This window comes from Micromonospora lutea, from assembly GCF_016863535.1.
Taxonomy (GTDB): Bacteria; Actinomycetota; Actinomycetes; order Mycobacteriales; family Micromonosporaceae; genus Micromonospora; species Micromonospora lutea.
Genome location: NZ_BOPB01000026.1, coordinates 65,869 through 85,523 on the forward strand (window position 1 = coordinate 65,869; position 19,655 = coordinate 85,523).

19 protein-coding genes and 1 riboswitch are annotated in these 19,655 nt (G+C 70.6%); of the genes, 12 read left to right on the plus strand and 7 right to left on the minus strand.

Annotated elements, in window-relative coordinates:
* The first annotated feature begins 54 nt into the window (after positions 1 to 54).
* The 5 genes from Vlu01_RS21235 (at position 55) to Vlu01_RS21255 (ending at position 4,894) form a co-directional block, all read left to right on the plus strand.
* On the plus strand, positions 55 to 933 hold the full coding sequence (locus Vlu01_RS21235) for a TolB family protein (protein WP_204002347.1): 879 nt from the start codon (positions 55 to 57) through the stop codon (positions 931 to 933).
* A gap of 293 nt (positions 934 to 1,226) precedes the next feature.
* Positions 1,227 to 2,156 (plus strand): ABC transporter ATP-binding protein, encoded by a 930-nt coding sequence (locus Vlu01_RS21240; RefSeq protein ID WP_204002349.1) that lies wholly within the window; start codon positions 1,227 to 1,229, stop codon positions 2,154 to 2,156.
* A gap of 21 nt (positions 2,157 to 2,177) precedes the next feature.
* The gene (locus tag Vlu01_RS21245) at positions 2,178 to 2,924 is read left to right on the plus strand and encodes an ABC transporter permease (RefSeq protein ID WP_204002351.1); all 747 of its coding nucleotides are present in this window, start codon (positions 2,178 to 2,180) and stop codon (positions 2,922 to 2,924) included.
* A 6-nt stretch (positions 2,925 to 2,930) separates the two neighbouring features.
* A complete protein-coding gene (locus tag Vlu01_RS21250; protein ID WP_204002353.1) occupies positions 2,931 to 4,277 on the plus strand; it encodes a sensor histidine kinase in 1,347 nt (448 codons plus the stop codon).
* Positions 4,274 to 4,894, plus strand: a complete 621-nt coding sequence (locus Vlu01_RS21255) for a response regulator (RefSeq protein WP_204002356.1) — start codon at positions 4,274 to 4,276, stop codon at positions 4,892 to 4,894. Before Vlu01_RS21250 ends, Vlu01_RS21255 begins: the two co-directional genes overlap by 4 nt.
* 71 nt (positions 4,895 to 4,965) lie before the next feature.
* On the opposite strand, the gene pdxY is transcribed toward Vlu01_RS21255, so the two are convergent.
* The 4 genes from pdxY to Vlu01_RS21275 all read right to left on the minus strand — a co-directional run bounded on the left by pdxY (position 4,966) and on the right by Vlu01_RS21275 (position 10,168).
* Positions 4,966 to 5,817, minus strand: coding sequence for a pyridoxal kinase PdxY (gene pdxY, locus Vlu01_RS21260; protein WP_204002357.1), 852 nt, complete (start codon positions 5,815 to 5,817; stop codon positions 4,966 to 4,968).
* Positions 5,818 to 5,866: 49 nt separating this feature from the next.
* The gene (locus tag Vlu01_RS21265) at positions 5,867 to 6,877 is read right to left on the minus strand and encodes a MerR family transcriptional regulator (RefSeq protein WP_204002358.1); all 1,011 of its coding nucleotides are present in this window, start codon (positions 6,875 to 6,877) and stop codon (positions 5,867 to 5,869) included.
* Positions 6,878 to 6,883: 6 nt separating this feature from the next.
* A complete protein-coding gene (locus tag Vlu01_RS21270) occupies positions 6,884 to 7,552 on the minus strand; it encodes a HEAT repeat domain-containing protein (RefSeq protein WP_204002359.1) in 669 nt (222 codons plus the stop codon).
* A 168-nt stretch (positions 7,553 to 7,720) separates the two neighbouring features.
* The gene (locus Vlu01_RS21275) at positions 7,721 to 10,168 is read right to left on the minus strand and encodes a M14 family metallopeptidase (protein ID WP_239096034.1); all 2,448 of its coding nucleotides are present in this window, start codon (positions 10,166 to 10,168) and stop codon (positions 7,721 to 7,723) included.
* A 248-nt stretch (positions 10,169 to 10,416) separates the two neighbouring features.
* Between Vlu01_RS21275 and Vlu01_RS21280 the strand changes: the two genes are divergently transcribed.
* The 3 genes from Vlu01_RS21280 (at position 10,417) to Vlu01_RS21290 (ending at position 12,549) form a co-directional block, all read left to right on the plus strand.
* Positions 10,417 to 10,740 (plus strand): hypothetical protein, encoded by a 324-nt coding sequence (locus Vlu01_RS21280; RefSeq protein WP_204002360.1) that lies wholly within the window; start codon positions 10,417 to 10,419, stop codon positions 10,738 to 10,740.
* A 57-nt stretch (positions 10,741 to 10,797) separates the two neighbouring features.
* Positions 10,798 to 11,277 carry a hypothetical protein gene (locus tag Vlu01_RS21285; RefSeq protein WP_204002361.1) on the plus strand — a complete coding sequence of 160 codons (480 nt, stop codon included), beginning with the start codon at positions 10,798 to 10,800 and terminating at the stop codon, positions 11,275 to 11,277.
* Positions 11,278 to 11,355: 78 nt separating this feature from the next.
* Entirely contained in the window at positions 11,356 to 12,549 is a 1,194-nt protein-coding gene (locus Vlu01_RS21290; protein ID WP_204002362.1) for an MFS transporter, read from the plus strand.
* Positions 12,550 to 12,599: 50 nt separating this feature from the next.
* On the opposite strand, the gene Vlu01_RS21295 is transcribed toward Vlu01_RS21290, so the two are convergent.
* Together Vlu01_RS21295 and Vlu01_RS21300 are read right to left on the minus strand one after the other, a co-directional pair.
* Positions 12,600 to 13,784 (minus strand): WD40 repeat domain-containing protein, encoded by a 1,185-nt coding sequence (locus Vlu01_RS21295; protein WP_204002365.1) that lies wholly within the window; start codon positions 13,782 to 13,784, stop codon positions 12,600 to 12,602.
* Between the two features lie 168 nt (positions 13,785 to 13,952).
* The gene (locus tag Vlu01_RS21300) at positions 13,953 to 14,591 is read right to left on the minus strand and encodes a GNAT family N-acetyltransferase (protein WP_204002367.1); all 639 of its coding nucleotides are present in this window, start codon (positions 14,589 to 14,591) and stop codon (positions 13,953 to 13,955) included.
* 21 nt (positions 14,592 to 14,612) lie between these two features.
* Positions 14,613 to 14,729, minus strand: a riboswitch (SAM riboswitch).
* 163 nt (positions 14,730 to 14,892) lie between these two features.
* On the opposite strand from Vlu01_RS21300, the gene Vlu01_RS21305 reads away from it, so the two are divergent.
* Positions 14,893 to 15,654, plus strand: coding sequence for an arginase family protein (locus tag Vlu01_RS21305; protein ID WP_204002370.1), 762 nt, complete (start codon positions 14,893 to 14,895; stop codon positions 15,652 to 15,654).
* Between the two features lie 35 nt (positions 15,655 to 15,689).
* Here the strand turns inward: Vlu01_RS21305 and Vlu01_RS21310 are convergent, their stop codons facing one another.
* Positions 15,690 to 16,667, minus strand: a complete 978-nt coding sequence (locus tag Vlu01_RS21310) for a diacylglycerol/lipid kinase family protein (RefSeq protein ID WP_204002372.1) — start codon at positions 16,665 to 16,667, stop codon at positions 15,690 to 15,692.
* A 213-nt stretch (positions 16,668 to 16,880) separates the two neighbouring features.
* Here Vlu01_RS21310 and Vlu01_RS21315 point away from each other — a divergent pair, with 213 nt between their 5' ends.
* The 3 genes from Vlu01_RS21315 (at position 16,881) to Vlu01_RS21325 (ending at position 19,571) form a co-directional block, all read left to right on the plus strand.
* On the plus strand, positions 16,881 to 18,071 hold the full coding sequence (locus tag Vlu01_RS21315; RefSeq protein ID WP_204002374.1) for a helix-turn-helix domain-containing protein: 1,191 nt from the start codon (positions 16,881 to 16,883) through the stop codon (positions 18,069 to 18,071).
* Positions 18,072 to 18,187: 116 nt separating this feature from the next.
* Positions 18,188 to 18,361 carry a hypothetical protein gene (locus Vlu01_RS21320; RefSeq protein WP_204002376.1) on the plus strand — a complete coding sequence of 58 codons (174 nt, stop codon included), beginning with the start codon at positions 18,188 to 18,190 and terminating at the stop codon, positions 18,359 to 18,361.
* Positions 18,345 to 19,571: a helix-turn-helix domain-containing protein gene (locus Vlu01_RS21325; RefSeq protein WP_204002378.1), complete on the plus strand. Its 1,227-nt coding sequence runs from the start codon at positions 18,345 to 18,347 to the stop codon at positions 19,569 to 19,571. The genes Vlu01_RS21320 and Vlu01_RS21325 overlap by 17 nt, the downstream gene beginning before the upstream one ends.
* Positions 19,572 to 19,655: the final 84 nt, after the last annotated feature.

Sequence of the window (19,655 nt, forward strand, 5' to 3'; positions counted from 1 at the left end):
CCGTCCGTCACGCCGGTGCTCCGACGCCGTCGCACGCGGGGACACCATCGGCGCATGCGTGAATACCTGGCGTCGGTGGTGACAGTGGCAATTCTGGGATGTCCGGGCGGTCCCGGGCCGTGGGGCGACCCGCCGGGCACACCCGAACCGGTCGGGCCCGGCGTCATCTCGACCGACGCGTACGAGTGGCGGCTGGCCCTGTCACCGGACCGCAAGACGATGTACTTTCCGCGCAGCGAGGGCTTCTTCCCGGCCACCCGGCAGGCGACCATCATGGTGTCCGACTGGACGGGCAACGACTGGTCGACACCGAGGGTGGCGCCGTTCTCGGGGCGGTACCCGGACCTGGATCCGTTCTTCAGCCCCGACGGGCGGACCCTGCACTTCTCCTCGATCCGCCCGGTGAACGGGCAGGAGCGCACCGACGCGGATCTGTGGCGGGTGCGGCGTACGCCCGGTGGTGGGTGGGGTGAGCCGGAACACCTCGGGCCGGTCAACAGCCCGGCCGACGAGCTGTATTCGTCGGTCAGCGCGGATGGCACGCTCTACTTCGCCAGCGAGCGGGCCGGCGGTCTGGGCGGCTGGGACATCTACCGGGCACGACCACGACCGGGTGGTGGGTACGGCCCGGCGGAGAATCTGGGCGCGCCGGTCAACACGGCCGGCTGGGAGTTCAACCCGACGATCACCGCGAACGGTCGGATGCTGCTCTTCACCGGGTTGAACCGGGCCGGCGGCGCCGGCAATGGCGACATCTGGGCCAGTCGCCGGGTGGCGGGCGGGTGGTCGCAGCCGACGGGGGTCGGGCCGGTGGTGAACACGGCCGCCGACGAGTACCACCCGTCGCTGTCGCCGAACCAGGACCGTCTCTTCTACGTCGTCGACGGGGACATCCACCAGGTGGCGATCGACGCCCTGGAGCTACCCCGCTGATCATCCCGGTCGCGCCGAACCGATCGTCGCGGTTAGGCGACAAGTCGTCGATCCCACGGCTGCTTCCTGGAATCGGGGGTGGAAGCCGCCGCCGAGGCCCGCGGACAGGTGCCTGTCCGCGGGCCTCGGGTCGCTGGGCGGCGGATCGAGCGGGCTCAGGTGTCGGCGTGCTCGTGGCGCACGGGTGCTCCGAACGGTGTGCACAGATCCACCGAACGGTGGAGGCGCGAATCAACCCAGGCTCAGACACGACGGTCGACGTGGCAGGATGCGGTACGCCATAACTTCGCAGTGTGATCGCATTGGAAGTACGAAACCTCCATAAGCGCTACGGGTCGCACGTGGCCGTTGACGACGTCTCCTTCACCGTCGAGGAGGGGGAGATCTTCGGCATCATCGGACCCAACGGCGCCGGCAAGACGACAACCGTCGAGAGCGTCGCCGGCCTGCGAACGCCCGACTCGGGCTCGATCTCCGTGCTGGGACTCGACCCGATCAAGGACCGGGCACAGGTGCGTGAGCGACTCGGCGTTCAACTGCAGGAGAGCAGCTTCCCAGACGCGATCAAGGTCGCCGAAGCCCTGGAGCTCTACAGCTCCTTCTACCGGAACCCGGTCGATTGGCGCGAGCTCATGGAGCTCCTTGGTTTGACCGGGAAGCGCAACACGCGGTATAAGGCTCTCTCAGGCGGACAGAAGCAGCGGCTGTCGATCGCGCTCGCTCTGGTCGGCAATCCGAAGGTCGCGATTCTCGACGAGCTCACGACAGGGCTGGACCCGCAGGCGAGGCGCGACACCTGGAGCCTCATCGAGCAGGTTCGTGACACGGGCGTCACGATCCTTCTTGTCACGCACTTCATGGATGAAGCGGAGCGCCTCAGTGACCGGATCGCCGTCATCGACGGTGGTCGGGTCGCCGCTTTGGATACGCCGGCAGGGCTGATCGCACGTTCGAGTGTGGTGCAGCAGGTCCGGTTCCGCGTGGGGCAGCCGCTGGACAAGAGTGTCCTGGCGGAGCTTCCCGACGTGACCGGTGTCGAGATCACCGGGGATCGCTGGCTGGTCACCGGCCGAGGACAGCTTCTGAGCAGCGTCGCAGGGGCTCTCGCCCGAGCGCAGGTCGTGGCGGAGGATCTCCGCGTCGAGCAGCGCAATCTCGACGACGCGTTCGTGGCCTTCACGGGCCGCGCCCCGGAGTCTCCAGAACCCCTTCAGGAAGGCTGACCCATGTCTGCTCTCACGAACATGGTCAAGATCGAGACGAGGCTCTTCCTTCGGGACTCCGCCACCGTCATCTTCGGTGTGCTGTTCCCACCGGCACTCCTGCTCGGGCTGGGTGCCATCCCGGCGCTGCGCGAGGCGTCGCCGGAAACCGGCGGACTCCGGCCCATCGACATCTGGGCCCCGACCGCACTGGTGTTCGGGATGGTGATGATCGCCGTGCAGCACGTCCCGGGGGTGGTCGCGACGTATCGCGAGCGCGGCATCCTGCGCAGGCTGTCGACCACTCCTGCGCATCCGCGGGGGGTCCTGTTCGCGCAGATGATCGTCGCGTTCGCCTCCGTGATCGGCTCCGCGGCACTCATGATCTTCGTCGCGTGGGCGGTGTTGGACATCGCGCCGCCCGCGCAGCCCCTGGAGTTCGTCGTCGCCTTCATCGTCGGCTACGCGGCACTGCTCGGGATCGGCATGATCTCCGCGGCGGTGGTCCGCACGAGCAGCGCCGCAAACCAGATCGGTACCCTCCTGTTCGTTGCGCTGATGTTCTTCGGCGGGGCCTTCCTACCCCGTGTCCTCATGCCCGACGTGCTGCGCGAGATCGGCGAACTCATACCGCCCGGGCTGCAGGCTCTCACCACGGCATGGTCGGCAGAGGCAGGCGAGATCACCGCCACCGCCGGTGGGCAGCCGTTCTGGCTGCAGATTGCGGTGACGGCCGGTATCGCCGTGATCGCGAGCGGGATCGCCGCGAAGCTCTTCCGCTGGGAGTAGACGACGATGATGCGAGACGCCGGGGCCGGTGAGCGTCCGAGCTCCAGTACCCACGAGTCCGCCATCGCGGAACAAGCAGAGATCGCGAATCGCTCCCGGTTGGCCTGGAAAGCAGAGCAACTGCGGGTCTGGGACCTGCTGCAGCTGTTCACGCCGTGGCTGCTACTGACGATCTCGACGACCATCTACTTCTCGTGGGTGCTTCCGGCCTCCGGCGAACCCTTCTGGCCCGAGGGCGCACGCGTCCTCGGGCTGGTCGCGGTCTCGGTGCTGTGGATGCTGTTCGGGCACACGCTGCCCATCAAGAGGCGAACGCTTCGGCCCGTGCCGATGACCATCTACTTCGTTGGACTGCTGGCACTGTGCGTCGCCCTCATGACCTACTCCGATATCTTCCTCGTCTTCACCATTGCGGGCTTCTTCCACGCGTACCTGCTCAGGCCGTGGCCGGTGGGGGTGCTCGGCGTCCTGGCCACCTCCGTGGCCCTCAACGGCTCGGCGATGCACGTGTGGGCCAACCGGACCCCGGACCTGCTCGCGGAGTTCGTCCTGATCGTCGCCGTGCAGACCGCGGCGATCGGGGTGGGCATCCTGCTGACGGCGCGCAGCGAACCAGAGGAACGCAAACGGGAGGAACTCGTCGAGCGACTTGAGGCGGCCCTGCACGAGAACGCCGGGCTCCATGCGCAACTGGTCGCCCAGGCCCGGGAATCCGGGGCCCAGGATGAGCGACAGCGACTGGCCCGCGAAATCCACGACACGCTGGCCCAGGGTCTCGCCGGCATCATCACGCAGCTCCAGGTTGCGGAGCGTGCCGCGAGAATGCGGGGCGAGACGGAAGAGCACGTCGTGCGTGCTCTTCGGCTCGCGCGCAGCAGCCTGACCGAGGCCAGGCGGTCCGTGCGGGCGCTCGCTCCCCAGGAACTCGCCAGAGCGCACCTGCCCGACGCGCTTCGCGCGCTGACCGAGCGATGGTCGCAGGAGGAAGGGATAACAGCGCAGTTGGAGGTCACCGGCACCCGAGAACCACTGAGCCCGGCGATCGAGGTGTCGCTCTTCCGGGTCGCGCAGGAATCGCTGACCAACGTGGCGAAGCACGCGGAGGCCTCACGCGTCGGTGTGACGCTGTCGTACACAGGCACCGAGGTGCTGTTGGACGTGCGGGATGATGGACGCGGGTTCGTGGAAGGGGTCGGCACCGGCTTCGGCCTGACGAGCATGCGCCAGCGCATCAGAGGCGTCGGCGGTCACGTGGAGGTACAGAGCGCACCGGGTGAAGGGACATCCGTCAGTGCGCGCGTTCCGGCGATCGCCCCCGGGGGTACGACAGCGAAGGAGCAGCCCGACCGATGATCCGGCTATTGATCGTCGACGACCATCCGATCGTGCGGGGCGGCCTTCGCGACACCTTCGCGGACGCCGAGGACATCGTCGTGGTCGGCGAGGCCCGTGACGGCGCGGAGGGCGTCGAGCGTGCGAAGGCACTGGCAGCGGACGTCGTTCTCATGGACCTTCGGATGCCGGGGATGGACGGCGTCGCCGCGACCGCGACCCTGCGCGAGCAGGCCCCCGGTGCCCGGGTGCTCATCCTGACCACCTTCGACAGCGAGAGCGACGTCCTGCCGGCGATCGAAGCGGGTGCGATCGGTTATCTGCTGAAGGATGCGCTGCCGGAGGAACTGATGCGAGCGGTCCGTGCCGCCGCGCGTGGAGAGTCGGTGCTCGCCCCGTCGGTGACGCAGCACCTCATGGGGCAGGTTCGGAAGCCCAACGCCGGCACACTGACCGATCGCGAGAAGGAGGTGCTGCAACTGGTGGCCAACGGCAGTTCGAATCGAGAGGCCGCTGCGGCGTTGTTCATCGGCGAAGCGAGCATCAAGACCCATCTGCAACACATCTACGACAAACTCGGCGCTCGTGATCGAGCCTCGGCGGTGGCCGAGGGCTACCGCCGTCGCCTGCTCACGTGACGCCCGCCGCCGGCCACCGCACAGCAGGACCACCGAGATCGGGGTACCCGTCGGCTCGCGCGCGGGCCGGTCTATCGCAGGCGGCGGGCGGGGAAACGCCTCGGTGGGTCGGCGATCGCGGCCTGGGCGGCGACCAGCTGGAGTTCCCGGGTGCCGGCGGCCAGGGTGGCCTCCAGCACCGCGAAGATCGAGGCGGTGGTGCGTTCCAGCGCCGTGGCGGGTGACCCGGTGGTGGCCAGGTGCGCCAGGTACAGGGCGGCGGTGACGTCGCCACCACCGTTGGGGTTGATCGGCAGCAGCGGGGTGGTCACCGCCCAGGCGCCGGCGTCCGAGACGGCCACCACCTCCAGTAGGCCGGGCGGCAGGTCGCCGTGCAACACACTGGTCACCAGCATGTGCCGAGGTCCGGTGGCGCGTACCGCGTCGACGGCCGACAGCAGCTCGTCGATCGAGTTCGTCGGTCGGCCGGCGAGGAAATCCAGCTCGAACTGGTTGGGGGTGACGATGTCGGCACGGGGCACCACCACGTCGCGCAGGTACTCCGGGATGCCGGGCCGCACGAACATGCCCCGGCCGACATCGCCCATCACCGGGTCGCAGCAGTAAAGGGCGTCCGGGTTGGCGGTCTTCACCAGGGTCACCGCGTCGAGGATCACCGCGCCCATCTCCGGGTCCCCCTGGTAGCCGGAGAGCACCGCGTCGGCGTCGCCGAGCACACCACGGTCGGCGATGCCGGCGATCACCTCGGCGACGTCCGAGGGTGCCAGCAGCGGACCCCGCCACGCGCCGTACCCGGTGTGGTTGGAGAAGTGCACCGTCAGCACCGGCCAGACCTCGTGGCCGAGCCGTTGCAGGGGAAACACCGCCGCCGAGTTGCCGACGTGACCGTAGGCGACCGAGGACTGGATGGAGAGGATCCGCACCGTCCCATGATGGCCGTCGGCGTGCTCCGCCGGTGCGCCACTCAGGGCACTACGACTCCGTCGACCGCCGGTCGCGCAGCGTGAGGATATATGTCGCGGTGAGGGCCACGGCACGATCGGCGTCCCGGGACAGCTCGGTCAGCGCCCGGGTGGCCGTGGTCCCCGGGATGTCGGCGAGCGCCTGCGTCAGCCGGCGGCGGGCGGCCGGCTCGACCTCGCCGCCGGTCAGCTGCGCGACGAGACGGGTGGCGATCTGATCCGCCAACGCGGGCTCGACGGCCAACGCGGTCAGCGCGTCGGCCGCGTCGGCCTCGTGCGTCTCCTCCACGACCAGCTCGACGAGCGTCGGGATCGCCTCGACCACACCACGCGTCCCGAGCGCGACCGCCGCACACCTGCGCACGACCCGATCGGTGTTGCTGAGGGCGTCGCGCAACACCGCCGTCGCGTCGGCGTCCGGGATCTCGGCGATGGCCCGGACGGCGCGTTCGCGCACCTCGGCCACGGGCGAGTCGAGGCCCGAGGCCAGCAGCGTCGGCGCGCCGTCGACCGAATGCGCCAACGCCCAGCGCAGGGCGCCGGCGACATTCGGATCCGCCTCGCTCAACACCGCCTCGACCAGCGCTTCCACCGGCGCCTCCCGGGCCGAGGAGAGCGCGGCGCGCTGACGCCGGCCGGCCTGCTCTGATCCGAGTGCCTGGAGCAGGGCGACGATCTGGAGGACCTCAGTCCAGTCGGCGGGTTGCGTGGCGCTGATCCGACGCAGCCGCGTGAGCAACTCCGTCTCCACCGCGATGCGCTGCCGGGTCCGCTCGATCAGGTCGTCGACGAGTTGCGCGGGAGTGAAGCCGGGATCGTCGAGCGCCCGCCTGACCTCCCGCAACGTCAGCCCCAACGACCGCAGGCTCTCGACGAGGAAGATCCGCCGGATGTCGGCGTGGGAGTACTCCCGGTAGCCGGCGCCGGTGCGTCCGGTCGGCTCCACCAGGCCCAGCGATTCGTAGTGCCTGAGCATTCGGGCGCTCACGCCCGAGCGTCGGGCCACCTCACCGATCAGCACCGCCGGTCACCCATCCTGCCGGTCGCCCCCGAGAGCCACCACCCGCTTCGCCTCCTCGATCGCGTACTCGAAGGCGGCGTCCGGGTCGCGCAGCAGACGCTCCGTGGCGGCGGCGTGCTGGCGCACGACCGGGTCGGAATCGCGGACCGCGGCCCGCAGCACCGGCGTGATCACCTCACCGAGGGCGATCAGCGCCCGGCTGAGACTCAGCTGAACGTCGCGCGCGCCGCGCCCGAGCTGGGTCGCCAGCACCTCGGCCAGTGCCGGCTGCTCACCTTCGGGGACCAGGACCACCGCCGCTCGCCAGGCGCTGCGGGCCACCTCGTCGTCGGCGTCGGTCAGCAGCGTCCGGGTGATCGCCGGCCACGCCCGCCGGTCGGCGATCTTCGACAGGGTGTGCAGCGCCTGACTTCGTGCCTGGGCGCGCTCGCAGCGCAGTTCGTCGACCAGGCGGGGCACGGTCAGTGCGGCCGGGTGCCGGGTCAGGGCCCAGGTGAGCATCTCGCGTACGGAGAAATCGGGCTCGACGGCGCAGCGTCCGACGAGCAGGTCGACGAATCGGGGAGCCGGTGTGGTGCCGGCGGCCAGCGCGGCCCGCAGCCGCACCGACGCGTTGTCGTGCTCCAGCCCGCGGTGGATCCGCGCCGTCTCCGTGGCCTGCTCTGGCGTGTTCATCGCGACCACCTCCTCGGGCACCAGTGAAGACCTTGTCACTCTGTCAAGGTCAAGCCACCGGCACCCACGACATGGCCGGACCGCCGAGGCGAACGCCGGCCCACACAGTCAGGTGGACCGGCGTTCGTCGGCGCGAGGCGACCGCCTCCGTGGCGGGCGCTGCCCGCATCAGCGTTTCGGCAGCGTGACCTTCTGCTTGTTGTGGTTGTTGCCCCGGCCGTCGGGCTTGTAGTTCTTCTCCACGTTGCCGGCCGCGTCCACGGAGAACCAGTGCACGGTCGTGCCGACGGGAACGGTCAGCGTCTCCCCGCCCTCCCGGATGCCGGCCGAGCCGTAGAGCGGGGAGGCGTAGGTGGGCCGGCTCCGGTCGAGGGTGTAGAAGACCGCCGCCGGTTCGCTCGTGGAGAAGGTCACGTCCACCATGCCCGGGGTGGCGCTCGCCGTCACCGACAGCGAACTGGTCGGCCGCTTCCGGTCCGTGTCGAAGTCCCGGGCCACCCGCAGCAGCTCGACCAGGCCGTTGGAGAACTCCATCGTCTCGGCGTGCGCCTCGCTCCAGGCCGGCTGGAAGGAGGTGCCGACCTCGAAGTTCCAGGCGTAGATGCCGTACTTGTACCAGAGCATGTCACCGGAGTTGCCGGCCGCCGAGTACAGCACGTCGGCGATCGGTCCGGTCCGGGCCGGGGTGACCGCCAGGTTGCGGTGTCGTTTGATGGCGGTCAGGATCCGCGACGACGCACCCCAGAACAGCGACTCCTCGGCCAGCGTCGGCCGGGGCGCGGAGATCCGCCCGGGGGTGGCGTAGGCGCCGGGCGACCACATGAAGTAGTTGCCCGACGAGTGCAGGTTCATCGAGAACCTGACGTTCGGCCGAGCGGCCAGCCAGTCGACGTTGCGGTTCTCCGGCTCGGAAAGTTCACTCGGCCCGGCGTACGTGCCGCTGGTGCAGCTGGTCGACGCGCCCGCGTAGCCGTCGAAGAGGCTGTACTCGCTGTAGTTTCGGTTGTTGTCCACGCCCCACGAGTTGCGGCCGAGGAAGTCGCCGCCGGTGGCCGGGGCGCAGTGGTTGGTCATGTTCTTGCGCTGCGAGTTGAAGTCGTAAAACGAGTAGTGCCCGCCGTCCGGGTTGACCGAGGGGGCGATCCAGATGTCGAGGTTGTCGACCAGGTCGCGGGTCCGGCGATCATGCGCGTAGTTGCGCAGCAGCCGTTCGGCCGTCTCGATGGTGACCAGCGGCGGCACCCACTCACGGGCGTGTTCCTGGGCGTACGCCAGCACCCCGAGCCGGGAGCCGTCACGGTGCTTGCCGATCCGGATGGCGTACACCGGGTGGGGGTCGCGGGAGACCGACGCCGGAGCGGCGAGGCCGTCGGAGAGCGCGGTCCGCGCGACCGGCGCGACCGTGCCGGTGCCGGCGCTACCCCGATAGGTGTACGCCGTCAGCAGCGTCCCCGCCTGCGCGTTGAGCGCGGCGACGACCTGCGCGGCGGTGCTGGTGACGGTGCCGCTGCCGTCGGTGGCGAGATCGACGTGGACCTGGGTGCCGGTGACGGTCACCGTGAGGGGCGCGTCGGCGACGCCGGGATCGGCGAGTTCGACGGTGATGTCGTTGCCGCCATGGTGTCCCCAGGCCAGCGAGTCGACCCCGATCCGGCTGTCGTTGGCGGTGCCGAGCACGGCCTGTGCCTTGCGCCGGTAGCCGTTCGTCCGGTACGGCAGCTCGACGATCTCCGAGATCTTCGGGTACTGCGCGGACAGGGCCCGGATCCGGTCGTACAGTTCGGTCGGGGTCAGGTAGCTCGCCACGAAGTCCTTCATGTAGCCCGGCCCCTCGGGGTTCTGGTCCGGGACGGGCAGCCACTCGTTGACCTTGGCCACCGCCACGTCGCCGCTCGGGCTGGTGATCCGCACGTACGCCGGCCGGCTGGTCACCTCCGCCGCGCCCCGGTGGTAGAGGTAGACGCCGGCGTCGACGAAGCGGGAGATCGTCTGGGTGCCGCCGGAGCCGATCTCGGTGCCCGGCCCGCTGTCCCGCTCGACGGTCAACGGGCTGCTGTCGGTCTGGCCCTGCGCCCACTTCGCCTCGACCGAGAGCACCTGCGTGTCGCCGGAGGTGTAGTAGTCCGCCCTGATGATACGGACGTCGGAGACGGTGGACCGGGCGGAGAAGTCGGCCGCGGCGGCGTACTCCCGGTTCTCGGCCAGGTGGGCGGCGATGGTGGCTTCCCGTTCGGCCACCCGCTGCGCCGCGTCCGCCGGGGTGTGCAGGACCCGGCCGAAGGTGAAGCCGGCCCGGGTCAGCGTGGCTACCTCGTTGCCGGTCACCACGGCGTGCACGACGATGCCGTCCCCGGTGTGGGTGACGTGATGGTCGAGGTCGACGCCGGTGGCGACCAGGGCGTCCAGTTCAGCGCTGTCGGCGAGGATCACCTCGACCACGCTGGCCTGCTCGTCGGCGAGCCGGCCGAGGTCGGCGGGCACGGTGGCCGGGGCGGCGGCCTGCGGCACGATCGCGGCAGCCGGATCGACCAGCAGCAACACGGCCGTCACGGCGGCCAGGGCGGTGGCGGCGGGCAGCTGGGGTCGCCAGCGGAAGCCCGTACGGACCTTGGACATGAGGCGGTCGCCCCTTTCCTCGGCACGCGACGCTGCCCGCGTCACCGATCACGCAGCGTTGCGCGTCCGGGTCGATGGAGTGATCGAGATGCCGACATCCTTCGCCAGCAGATAGTTGTCTGTCAATGACTGGCGGCCCCGCACCCGGTGACCGCGCCCACCTCTGCCGACGGTCCCCGTTCCCGGGTTTGACCCGGGTGCAGACTGGAGATCAAGAGCGTGAGGCTCGACTACGAGGGGGATCACGCGTGTCCGAGAACGCCACCGACCGGCACCATCAGACAGCCGACCGTCCGGCCGGGGTCACCGACCCGCTGCTGTGGCGGCTCGCCCTGGACGTCGCCGACGCGCACGCGCCGAGCGAGGACGGCGGCTGCGTCCACCTGCTCTGCTCCGGCCAGGACTGGCCCTGCGAGCCGTGGCAGCAGGCCCAGCGGGCCCTGAACCTCGCCCAGGGTGACGCGGCCGACGAGGCGTCGGCACCCGCCACCTCACAGGACGACGCCTGGGCGGCCCCGCACGCCCGGCCGACCTGGTCGACGGAGCACTCCCGCCACCAGTCCGCCGCCTGAGCCGGCGACCACGAGGAGCCGAGCAGCGGTTCAGCGCTGTCAATGTAGCGTTGACGAATGCTCGACTCGCTCCACCGACTCGCCGACGTCCCCGGCGTCCGGGAACGGCTTGATGACACCGAACTCGACCTCATCGACCGGGCCCGGCAGGCCGGTGCGACCTGGAACCAGGTCGCCGAGGCTCTCGGCCTGGGCAGCCGGCAGGCCGCCGAGCAGCGCCGCCAGCGGCTGGCCGCCGCGCGACGAGCCCGCCGCGCGATGTCCGACCGAGGTTGGCCGGTTGAGGTGGCGGCAGTGCGCGGCCTGGTCACCGACCTGCGCCGCTGGATCGACGCCGACCGCCGCTGGGACACCCGCTTTCCCCGAGCCGCGCTGACCCGCCGCACCACGGTGCTCGCGCTGGAGGCCGAACCGGGCGCGTTGTACCACCTCGCCGCCCGGATCTGCGCCGACCTGCCCATCGGCGATCCCGACCTGCCGGCCCCGGTACGCGCCGTCGCCAGCGACCTCGCCGAGCGCCTGTCAACACGAAGTTGACGTCGCGCGCGGCTATTGCGTGGATGCGACTCAAGACACGAGGCTGGGAGCCACTCCTGACACCTGGAGGGGCGAGTCGTGCGGCGCAACGCGATCCTGTTCGTGGCGGTGTCCCTGCTGTCCGGCCTCGGCAGCACCACCATGGCGCTGGTGGTCGGGATCTGGATCCTCGACCTGACCGGCTCCCCTGGTCTGGCCGCCCTCGCCGGACTCTGCACGTACGCCCCGATCCTCGCCGGCCCGTGGCTCGGCGCCCTCGTCGACCGGCTGCCCCGGCATCCGCTCGCCATCGGGGCCCACCTGTCCGTCGCCGCCGCCCTGCCCAGTCTGCTGGCGGTCCGTGGCCCCGGCCAGGTGTGGCTGCTGTTCTGTGTGGCCACGGTCTACGGCATCGCCTACGTCCTCATCGACGCGGGCGAGAGCGCCCTGCTGCCGGCTGCCCTGCCGGCGACGTACCTCGGGCGGGTCAACGGGTGGCGTTCCAGCGCCCAGGAAGGTGTCAAGCTCGTCGCCCCGCTGGTCGGCGCCGGCCTCTACACCTGGCAGGGCGGTCATCTGGTCGCGCTGTTCGCCGCCGTACTGCCAGCCATCGCCGCGGCCGGCTATGCGGCGCTACGCCTGACCCGGACGCCGACTCCGGCCGCGTCCCCGGACCGGCGGGTCCGAGTCGGGCTGACCGTCCTGTTCGGCACGGCGTCGATCCGACGACCGGTGGTGCTCGCCGCCGTCGCCATCGGCATGGCCGGTTTCACCACCGCCGCCGGCTACGCCGTCGTCACCGACACACTCGCCCTGCCGGCGACGTTCCTCGGCGTCCTGCTCAGCGCTCAGGGGGTCGGCTCGGTCGCCGGTGGACTGGTGGTCGGTCGGTTGATCACCCGCTTCGAGTCGACGGCGGTGGCACTGGCCGGGGCCGGACTCTTCGCGGTCAGTTGCCTGGGCCGGTGCCTGCCCTGGTGGCCAGCGGTGGTCGCCTCGGCGGTGGTGACGGGCCTCGGGTTGCCCTGGGCGCTCGTCGCGGCGGTCACCGCCGTGCAGACACACAGCCCCGACGCGCTGCTCGGCCGGGTCGCCGCCACCGCCAACACGGTCATGTTCGGTTCGATCGCGGCGACCACCCCGCTCGGCTCCGCCGCCGTGCTGCTCGGTGCCCGGCCACCGCTCGTCCTCGCCGCCGCCGCCTGTCTGGCCGCCTGCGCGCTGACCTGGCGAGGTCAGCGCACCCGGACGCCGTCGTGCCCCTCCCCCGTGCCAGCCGGACGTCCCGGCTGACTCGCGGATCGATTCCAGCGCGAACGTCGGCGCAACGTCTCCCGTCGAGGTCAGGCGCGCCGGTTCATGGCCGCCACGATCCTCAGCCATGACGGGTCGCCGTCTGACGCGTCAGTGACCGTCTCCAGGTCGCCTGGCCGCCAGGTCCGATGTCCGTCGGTGAGGTCAAGTTGCTCCATGTCGATGACCGAAGCATCGGAGGTGCCGGCAAGGAACTCGGTCACCGCGTCAGTTGACGCCGCCGCTGGGCTGGTCCGTCCGTCCGACAGCACCAGAAGCGTGCCGTCGCCGGCGACGATCAGCTCGCCGGTGGCGGCGGCCGTCAGCGCGGTCACCGGCGAGCCCGGCAGCAACTCGTGCTCGGTCACCTGCCGCCCATCGATCGTCACCTCGATGAGGCGGCCCTCCGGCGTGCCGATCCAGAGCACACCCGGGCCGAACGCGACGTTCTGGCGTGACCAGGCACGCATCCCGTCCAGCCACTCCTGAGGGTACGGGTAACCCGGATTCGGCTCCCCCAGCGTCAGGCCGAGAACACGGCGCAGCGACGGAAACTCGAACACCTTCACCGAGTTGTCGTAGGCGTTGCCCCGTACCGCGACATGTCGTCCGTCCGGGCTGAAGATCGGCGTCTCGTAGCCGTCGCAGTCGAGGATCAACGCCCGTCGCATCGGCCGCAACACATGCTCGCCGGCGCGGCAGAAGAGCACCAGCGTGGCACCCTGATCGCTGTGCAGCGTGGCGACGAGGCCGCCGCCCGGGTGCGCCGCGACTCCGGTGTCCCAAGGCGGACCGGTTCCGGTAGCACCGGAGGCGAGATCGACAGTGATGGAGGAATTCCAGCCCTCCTCGCCGCCGCCGGGCGACAGCCAGAGCGTCTGACCGTCCGGGCTGAACGCCACATTGCGCGGGCGCTCGGCCGGCGGGAGGCCATCGATCGCTTCGACACCCGCAGGAGTCCAGCAGACCGTGCTGGTGTCATCCGCCATGACCAACCGCGGCTCGCTCGGATGCCAGGCGGCAGCAGGTGTCCGCTCGAACCGGTCACGGCCGCCAGCGTCGTAGACTGCCGAACCCGTACCGACGCCGCCGACCTCGCGCACCTGCCCGGCTGCGTACTCCCAGATTCGGATCGCGGGACGCTCGGCGTCCCAACCGGCTATCAACGGCAGCCTGGGATGACAGAGCAACCGCTCGACTGAGGCTCCGCAGCGGTTGCGCGCCAAGGGTTCCACCGGCACACCGTACCGGCACGAGTGACGGACCCCCAGTCACGGACGGCTCGGCCAGCGGCTCATCGTCCAGTGTCCACCGTCGAAGGTCATGGCGAACTCGCGGCAGACACCGCGTTCGTCCTGATCGAGCGCGACGAACCGATCGTTCGCGCCGTGCCCGACGCGTCGTCAACCAAGGTAGTGCGATGCGGGCCGGATGTTTCTCCCGACCCGCGCCTGCAACGCTGACCGGCAGGCCGGCCACTCCTGGGCGATGACGGAAAACATCGCAGAGTCCCGTAGGAGCCCCGACTCACCGGGCGCCCAGGACCGCGACCAGCATCGCAGAACGCCTTCGAATCGCGCTCCCGTACGCTCGATCGCGTTGCGGGAAACCGTGTTGCGGGCGTCGGTCTTGAGGTCGACCCGGTCAACTTTCCACACCTCGAACGCGTGGGTGAACAGCAGCAGCTTAGCCTCCGCGTTCACCCCCGTGCGCTGCGCCGACGCCGCCAGCCAGGTGAAACCCACCTCCACCGCGTACGGCGCGGCGCAGTCGGGCAGCGACCGGGGATCCCAGTACGCCGTCGCGCCCACCGCCCGTCCGCTGGCCTTTGCCACCTGCGCAAACGGCAACAGCGTCCGCTGCGCCGCCCGGGCCAGCTGTGCGGCGATGTAGTCGCCGACCTCGGCGGCGGTGGGCACCCACGTGAACCGGTACGAGCGTCGGTCCTCTTCGGCCGCTGCGGCGAGGTCGGCGGCGTGCCGGTGCTCCAATGGCTCCAGCCGAACGAGGTCGCCGTCGAGGACACCAACGGCGTGTGTCATGGGGAATGGCATCATCTCTCCATTCGCGGCTTGCCCGGTGCGGCGTGCAGCGGGCCAGGTCATCACCCGGGGCACCCCACCCACGAGATGGAGGGTTGCCGGCCAGCAAGCCGGGGCTTCGCGCTGGCGCTCATGACCTGGAACGACCCTAACAAGCAGCACGACCGCACCGCGATCCCGATCACCGGCACATCGCCGCCGTTTCTGTCGCCACCGGGGCAATCCGGCGACTGGAGCAAGCACCGAAACTCAGGCCACCGGTCTCCGAACCGGGTCGGCTCCACCGTGGATAAGGTGAGGCATGACAACGATCTTGGTGCCCTACCACCACGATGAGCGGCTGCCCGACGATGACATCCCGGTGTCGGCGGACGTCACGGTTCGATCGCAGGTGCGCGACGGGGATACCTGGCGGGGCGTGGCGGGGGTGTGCGCCGCTACCGCAGCGGCGGTGTCGCCGGTGGTGGCGGCCGGCGGCGTACCGGTGGTGCTCTCCGGCGACTGTCTGGTCGCCGGCGGAACGGTTGCCGGGGTGCAGGGAGCAGGGGTGGACCCGGCGGTAGTCTGGTTCGACGCCCACGGCGACGTGCACACCCTGCAGACGAGCACGTCGGGCTATCTGGGAGGTCTTGCGCTCCGGCTGCTCAACGGCGCGCATCCGGACAGGTACGCCGACGTGTTCGGGTTGCGGCCGGTGCTGCCGGAGCGCTCGGTGCTGGTCGACGCACGGGACCTGGATCCCGCCGAAGCGGAGCATCTGGCCGGCAGCGCGACGCGCCGGATTCCGGTCGCCGAGGTCGCTGCGGACACCGTGCCGTCGGGCCCGCTGGTCCTGCACATCGACGTGGACGTCATCGACTCGGGCGAGGTGCCCGGTCTGCGCTACCCGGTGCCGAACGGCCCGTCGACGGACGCCGTACTGGCCGCCTGCGCGCGGCTGTTCGCCACTGACCGGGTGGTGGCGTTGGACGTGGCCTGCCCGTGGTCGCGGACCGACGACGAGGGTCAGCTCGACGTCCGAGCGCGGCTGTTGTCCCGGCTGACGGCCCTTGCCGCACGCTGAAGTCCCAGGCTCGTTCGGGCGACCTCAGATTCGGCTCACTGCGACGCGGCGGCCGTCTGCCCAGCGGCCGTCTCCTCGGCGTCGGGATCCGGGCAGCAGACGGTCAGGGCGGCGGGCACGGACCGTACCTTCAGCTTCCGGGCCGTGGTGCGGGCGCCGCCGTCCAGCTCGTACGTCTTCGGCTCGGCGAAGCGCACCTTGACCTTGCGACCCCGGGTGATCCGCACGAACTTCGAATCGTCGGAGCGGCCGGTGGCCATCTTGCCGAGGGTACGCGCCCAGTCGACGGCGCCGCTGGCGGTGGAGACTCCGATCTCCAGCGCGCCGCTGTCGGGGCGGGCGTCGTCGAAGGCGGGGATGCCGCCGGTGATGGTGCCCACGTTGCCGAAGAGCACGCAACTGGCCTCACCGTCGAACCAGGTGGCACCATCGACGGTGATGCGGGTGCGGGTCAGTTCGCCACGCACGTGGCGCATCCCGGTCCACACGTAGGCGAGCCGCCCGAGACGTCCCTTCATCTCCCGGTCGGCCTCCCGGATGAGGTCGCCGTCGAAGCCGGCGCCGGCCATCACCGCGAAATGCTCACCGTTGAGCTTGCCCAGGTCGAGACGGCGACGCCGTCCATGCAGCCCGATCCGGACGGCCTCGCGCAAATCCTCGGGGATGCCGAGGTTGGTGGCGAACAGGTTGGCGGTGCCGGCGGGCAGGATCGCCATCGGGACGCGGGACCCGGCCAGGGTGTCGGCGCAGCGTTGGACCATGCCGTCACCGCCCCAGACGAAGACCAGCTCGGCCCCCTTGTCGAGAGCCTTCCGGACCTTCTTCGGGGCCTTGCGGCTCTTGGGCACCTCGTACCAGAGCAGATGCTCGACGCCCGCGCCGACCAGCACCGCGCGCAACTCGTCGAGGCCACCGCCGAGGTTCTTCTTCCGATGGGCCACCACCGCGACGGTCCCTACCGTCACAGCGGGGGCCGACGACCGGTCCGGGTCGACCACCACACTCGCGCTCATGTCGACGAGAGATACCCAGCCGCCAGGAGCCTCACGCCTGACGTACAACCACCCGCGTCCTCGGCTGTCGCCAATGGCCGCCAGTTCCACGGCATACGCGACTTCTGGCCGTTCCGGGCACGCGTGTTGAGGGCAACGAAGCGGGTACCGTCCAACGTGTGGCTTGGCGGGTGCCGCTGGCCAAGCCGGCTACTCGGAAGGTAGGCGGTCAGCATGGCGAAGAGTGCCGACACCGTAGGAGCGAGGGTCCGCTACTGGCGGATGCGTCGGGGTGGGATGTCGCAAGCCGTCCTCGCCGGGCTCGCCGGAGTCAGCCAGTCGTACGTCTCGCAGATCGAGTCGGGGCGAAAGACCATCGACCGGCGCTCCACTCTTGTCGCTTTCGCCGCCGCGCTCCAGGTAACCGTCGCCGACCTGCTCGGCCAGGGCATCGAGCCCGGCGACCCCGCCCGGGAGAGCGCGGCGGAGTGTGTGCCAGCTATCTGGTCGGCGCTGATCGAGATCGAAGACGGCGAGCGGCGGCCGTCTAGTCGTGCCCGCGAGCAGTTGGCCGGCGACATCGCGCGCAGCGACCAGCTCCGGATGACCTGCAACTACCCGGCCATGGCCCGGATCCTTCCCAGCCTGCTGGTGGAGGCCGCCGCCGTGGGCGGCTCGACCCTGACACAGGCTGCGTACCAGGCGTCGACGTGCCTGCGGCATCTCGGGTACCGGCATCTGGCCCTCAACGCGGCCCGGATAGCGGTGTCGGCGGCCGAAAGCGTCGAGGATTCGGCCTGGCTGGCGGCGGCCCGTTTCGCCTACGTGCAGAGTCTGCCGATCGAGTCGGCGGCGCTCGCGGCCAAGGCCGCTGACCGGTCGCTTACGGGGTTGCAGGCCGACGCGGGCGATGTGCGGGTGCGTCAGATGCTGGGCCAACTACACCTGTCGGCAGCGTTGACCTCGACCGTGGACGGCCGCCTGGATGTCGCTCGTGACCATCTCGCCGAGGCGGCCCGTGAGGCGACCAGTCTCGGCGATCCTGCCGACGGCGGTGGCTTCAACGGCTGCGGGTTCGGGCCGACCAACGTCGGGCTGTGGCAGATGTCCATTGCGGCGGAGCAGGGCGAAATGGGCAGGGTGATCGAGTTGTCCCGTACGGTCCGGCCGCAGGTGCTCGCGGCGACCATCCGACAGTTGTCCTACTGGCTCGACCTTGGCCGTGCCTTTGCCGACACCGGCCGTCGGGATGCGGAAGCGCTGGGCGCGTTCGTGCAGGCCGAACGGGCCGCACCCATTCCCTTCGCGCTGAACCCTCTCGCTCGCGACGCGGTGGTCTCCCTCGCCCAGCGGGCCAGGCGTCGGGCCGTTCCAGACGATCTCCGGCTACTCGCCGGACGAATGGGCATCCGCCTCGCCACATAACTGCCAGTAATCATTTAATCACCAAATCGCCCTACCGTCCCGTTTGGAGAGGGCAGCAGCTTTCTCCGACCTTGACGAGACCGGAGGTCTCGGGAGCCACGATCGGTGGAGGTGGGATGGGCGCGCAGGGCGACGCTACGTCGAGGAGCCGGGGCGAAGACATCGAGGCGGCTGAACGGGACGCCGCCCGACGCCGACTGCTGGAGCAGGCCGAGACGGAGCGTATTCCGGTGGAGGAGACGACCCGGGCGGTGCCGGACCGGCGGTGGCGGCGTGAGCGGCGGCGGTGAGCTGCCGATCGGGCGACGGGTGGCGCAGTGGCGGACGCGGCGACGGATGACCCAGCAGGCACTCGCAGACCGACTGGGCAAGTCGAAGAGCTGGGTTGACAAGGTGGAGCGGGGTGCCCGCCGGCTTGACCGGTACCCGACGATCCAGCAGATCGCCGACGTGCTGCGGATTGATCCGGCAGTACTGCTGGGCGAGCAGTCGTCGACGCTGGCCGGTGCCGTCCCCACGGACGGGCTTGACGGGGTGCGGGCGGCGTTGGCCCGGTACGGGGTGTTCCAACGGGCTCAGTGTCCGGTGTCGGCGATTGAGACACGCCGGCAGGTCGGGCACGCCTGGCTCACCTATCAACATGCCCGATATCCGCAGGTGGTTCGACTGCTGCCGGGGCTGTTGGCAGCCGCGCAGGGCATTCCTGACGCCGAGCCTGACCTGTTGGTGCAGGTGTACCGGATCGCCTCGTCGGTGCTGGTGAAGCTTGACGCGCCCGACCTCGCCTGGCTGGCCGCGGACCGAGCGGTGACGGCGGCGGGTGGGGACGCGCTGTTGGCCGGCACGGCAGCCGTTTCGCTCGGGCAGGCGTTGCGCGCCGCAGGCCGGGAGCGGCTCGCGTTGGCGGCGACCCTCGACGCCGCCGTACGGCTGGTGCCGTTGGCCAGGGCGCAGGGACGAGCACCGGGTGGGACCCGGGGAGAATCGGCGGTGGGCGGGGCCCTGCTGCTCCAGGCCGCGTTTGCCGCCGCGACCTGCGGCGAGGCTCAACGGGCGGGACAGTTGCTCGACCGGGCCGCCGACCTCGCGGCCGGGTTGCCGGACAGCGCCGGTGACGACTCGGGCGGCGAGCGTACGGCCGAGGCGCAGCGCACGTGCTTCGGGCCGGTCGCCGTGGAGTTGGCGCGAGTGGTGGTGGCGGTCGAGCGGGGCGACGCCACCGGGGCGGTGTGTCGGCACGAGATGGTGATCCGGCGGGACGGATGGCGGCGGCTGCCGGCCGAGTACCGGGGCGCCTACCTGGTGGACGCCGCGCGGGCGTACCTGCTCGCCGGTGACCTGGCCGGTGCCGGTCGCATGCTGGTCGCCGCCGACGCCGTGGCCCCGGCCGAGGTTCGGTCGCGGTCGTCGGCGCGTACGCTCCTCGCCGAGATCGCCCGGGGTCGACCCGCAGCGGCCGGCGTGGCCCGCCTGACCACCCTGGCCGGCCTCACGCGCTGACGCCGCAGGGGCCGACGGTCGACACCGCCCGGGATCCTGCTCGATCCGGGAGCGAGATGGTCTCGTCGCGACGCTGAGACCACT

Coding starts and splice junctions, on each gene's coding strand:
- Vlu01_RS21235 (WP_204002347.1), top strand. CDS start 55: ATGCGTGAATACCTGGCGTCGGTGGTGACAGTGGCAATTCTGGGATGT.
- Vlu01_RS21245 (WP_204002351.1), top strand. CDS start 2,178: ATGGTCAAGATCGAGACGAGGCTCTTCCTTCGGGACTCCGCCACCGTC.
- Vlu01_RS21250 (WP_204002353.1), top strand. CDS start 2,931: ATGATGCGAGACGCCGGGGCCGGTGAGCGTCCGAGCTCCAGTACCCAC.
- Vlu01_RS21255 (WP_204002356.1), top strand. CDS start 4,274: ATGATCCGGCTATTGATCGTCGACGACCATCCGATCGTGCGGGGCGGC.
- Vlu01_RS21270 (WP_204002359.1), bottom strand. CDS start 7,552: ATGAACACGCCAGAGCAGGCCACGGAGACGGCGCGGATCCACCGCGGG.
- Vlu01_RS21275 (WP_239096034.1), bottom strand. CDS start 10,168: ATGTCCAAGGTCCGTACGGGCTTCCGCTGGCGACCCCAGCTGCCCGCC.
- Vlu01_RS21285 (WP_204002361.1), top strand. CDS start 10,798: ATGCTCGACTCGCTCCACCGACTCGCCGACGTCCCCGGCGTCCGGGAA.
- Vlu01_RS21300 (WP_204002367.1), bottom strand. CDS start 14,591: ATGACACACGCCGTTGGTGTCCTCGACGGCGACCTCGTTCGGCTGGAG.
- Vlu01_RS21305 (WP_204002370.1), top strand. CDS start 14,893: ATGACAACGATCTTGGTGCCCTACCACCACGATGAGCGGCTGCCCGAC.
- Vlu01_RS21310 (WP_204002372.1), bottom strand. CDS start 16,667: ATGAGCGCGAGTGTGGTGGTCGACCCGGACCGGTCGTCGGCCCCCGCT.
- Vlu01_RS21315 (WP_204002374.1), top strand. CDS start 16,881: ATGGCGAAGAGTGCCGACACCGTAGGAGCGAGGGTCCGCTACTGGCGG.
- Vlu01_RS21320 (WP_204002376.1), top strand. CDS start 18,188: ATGGGCGCGCAGGGCGACGCTACGTCGAGGAGCCGGGGCGAAGACATC.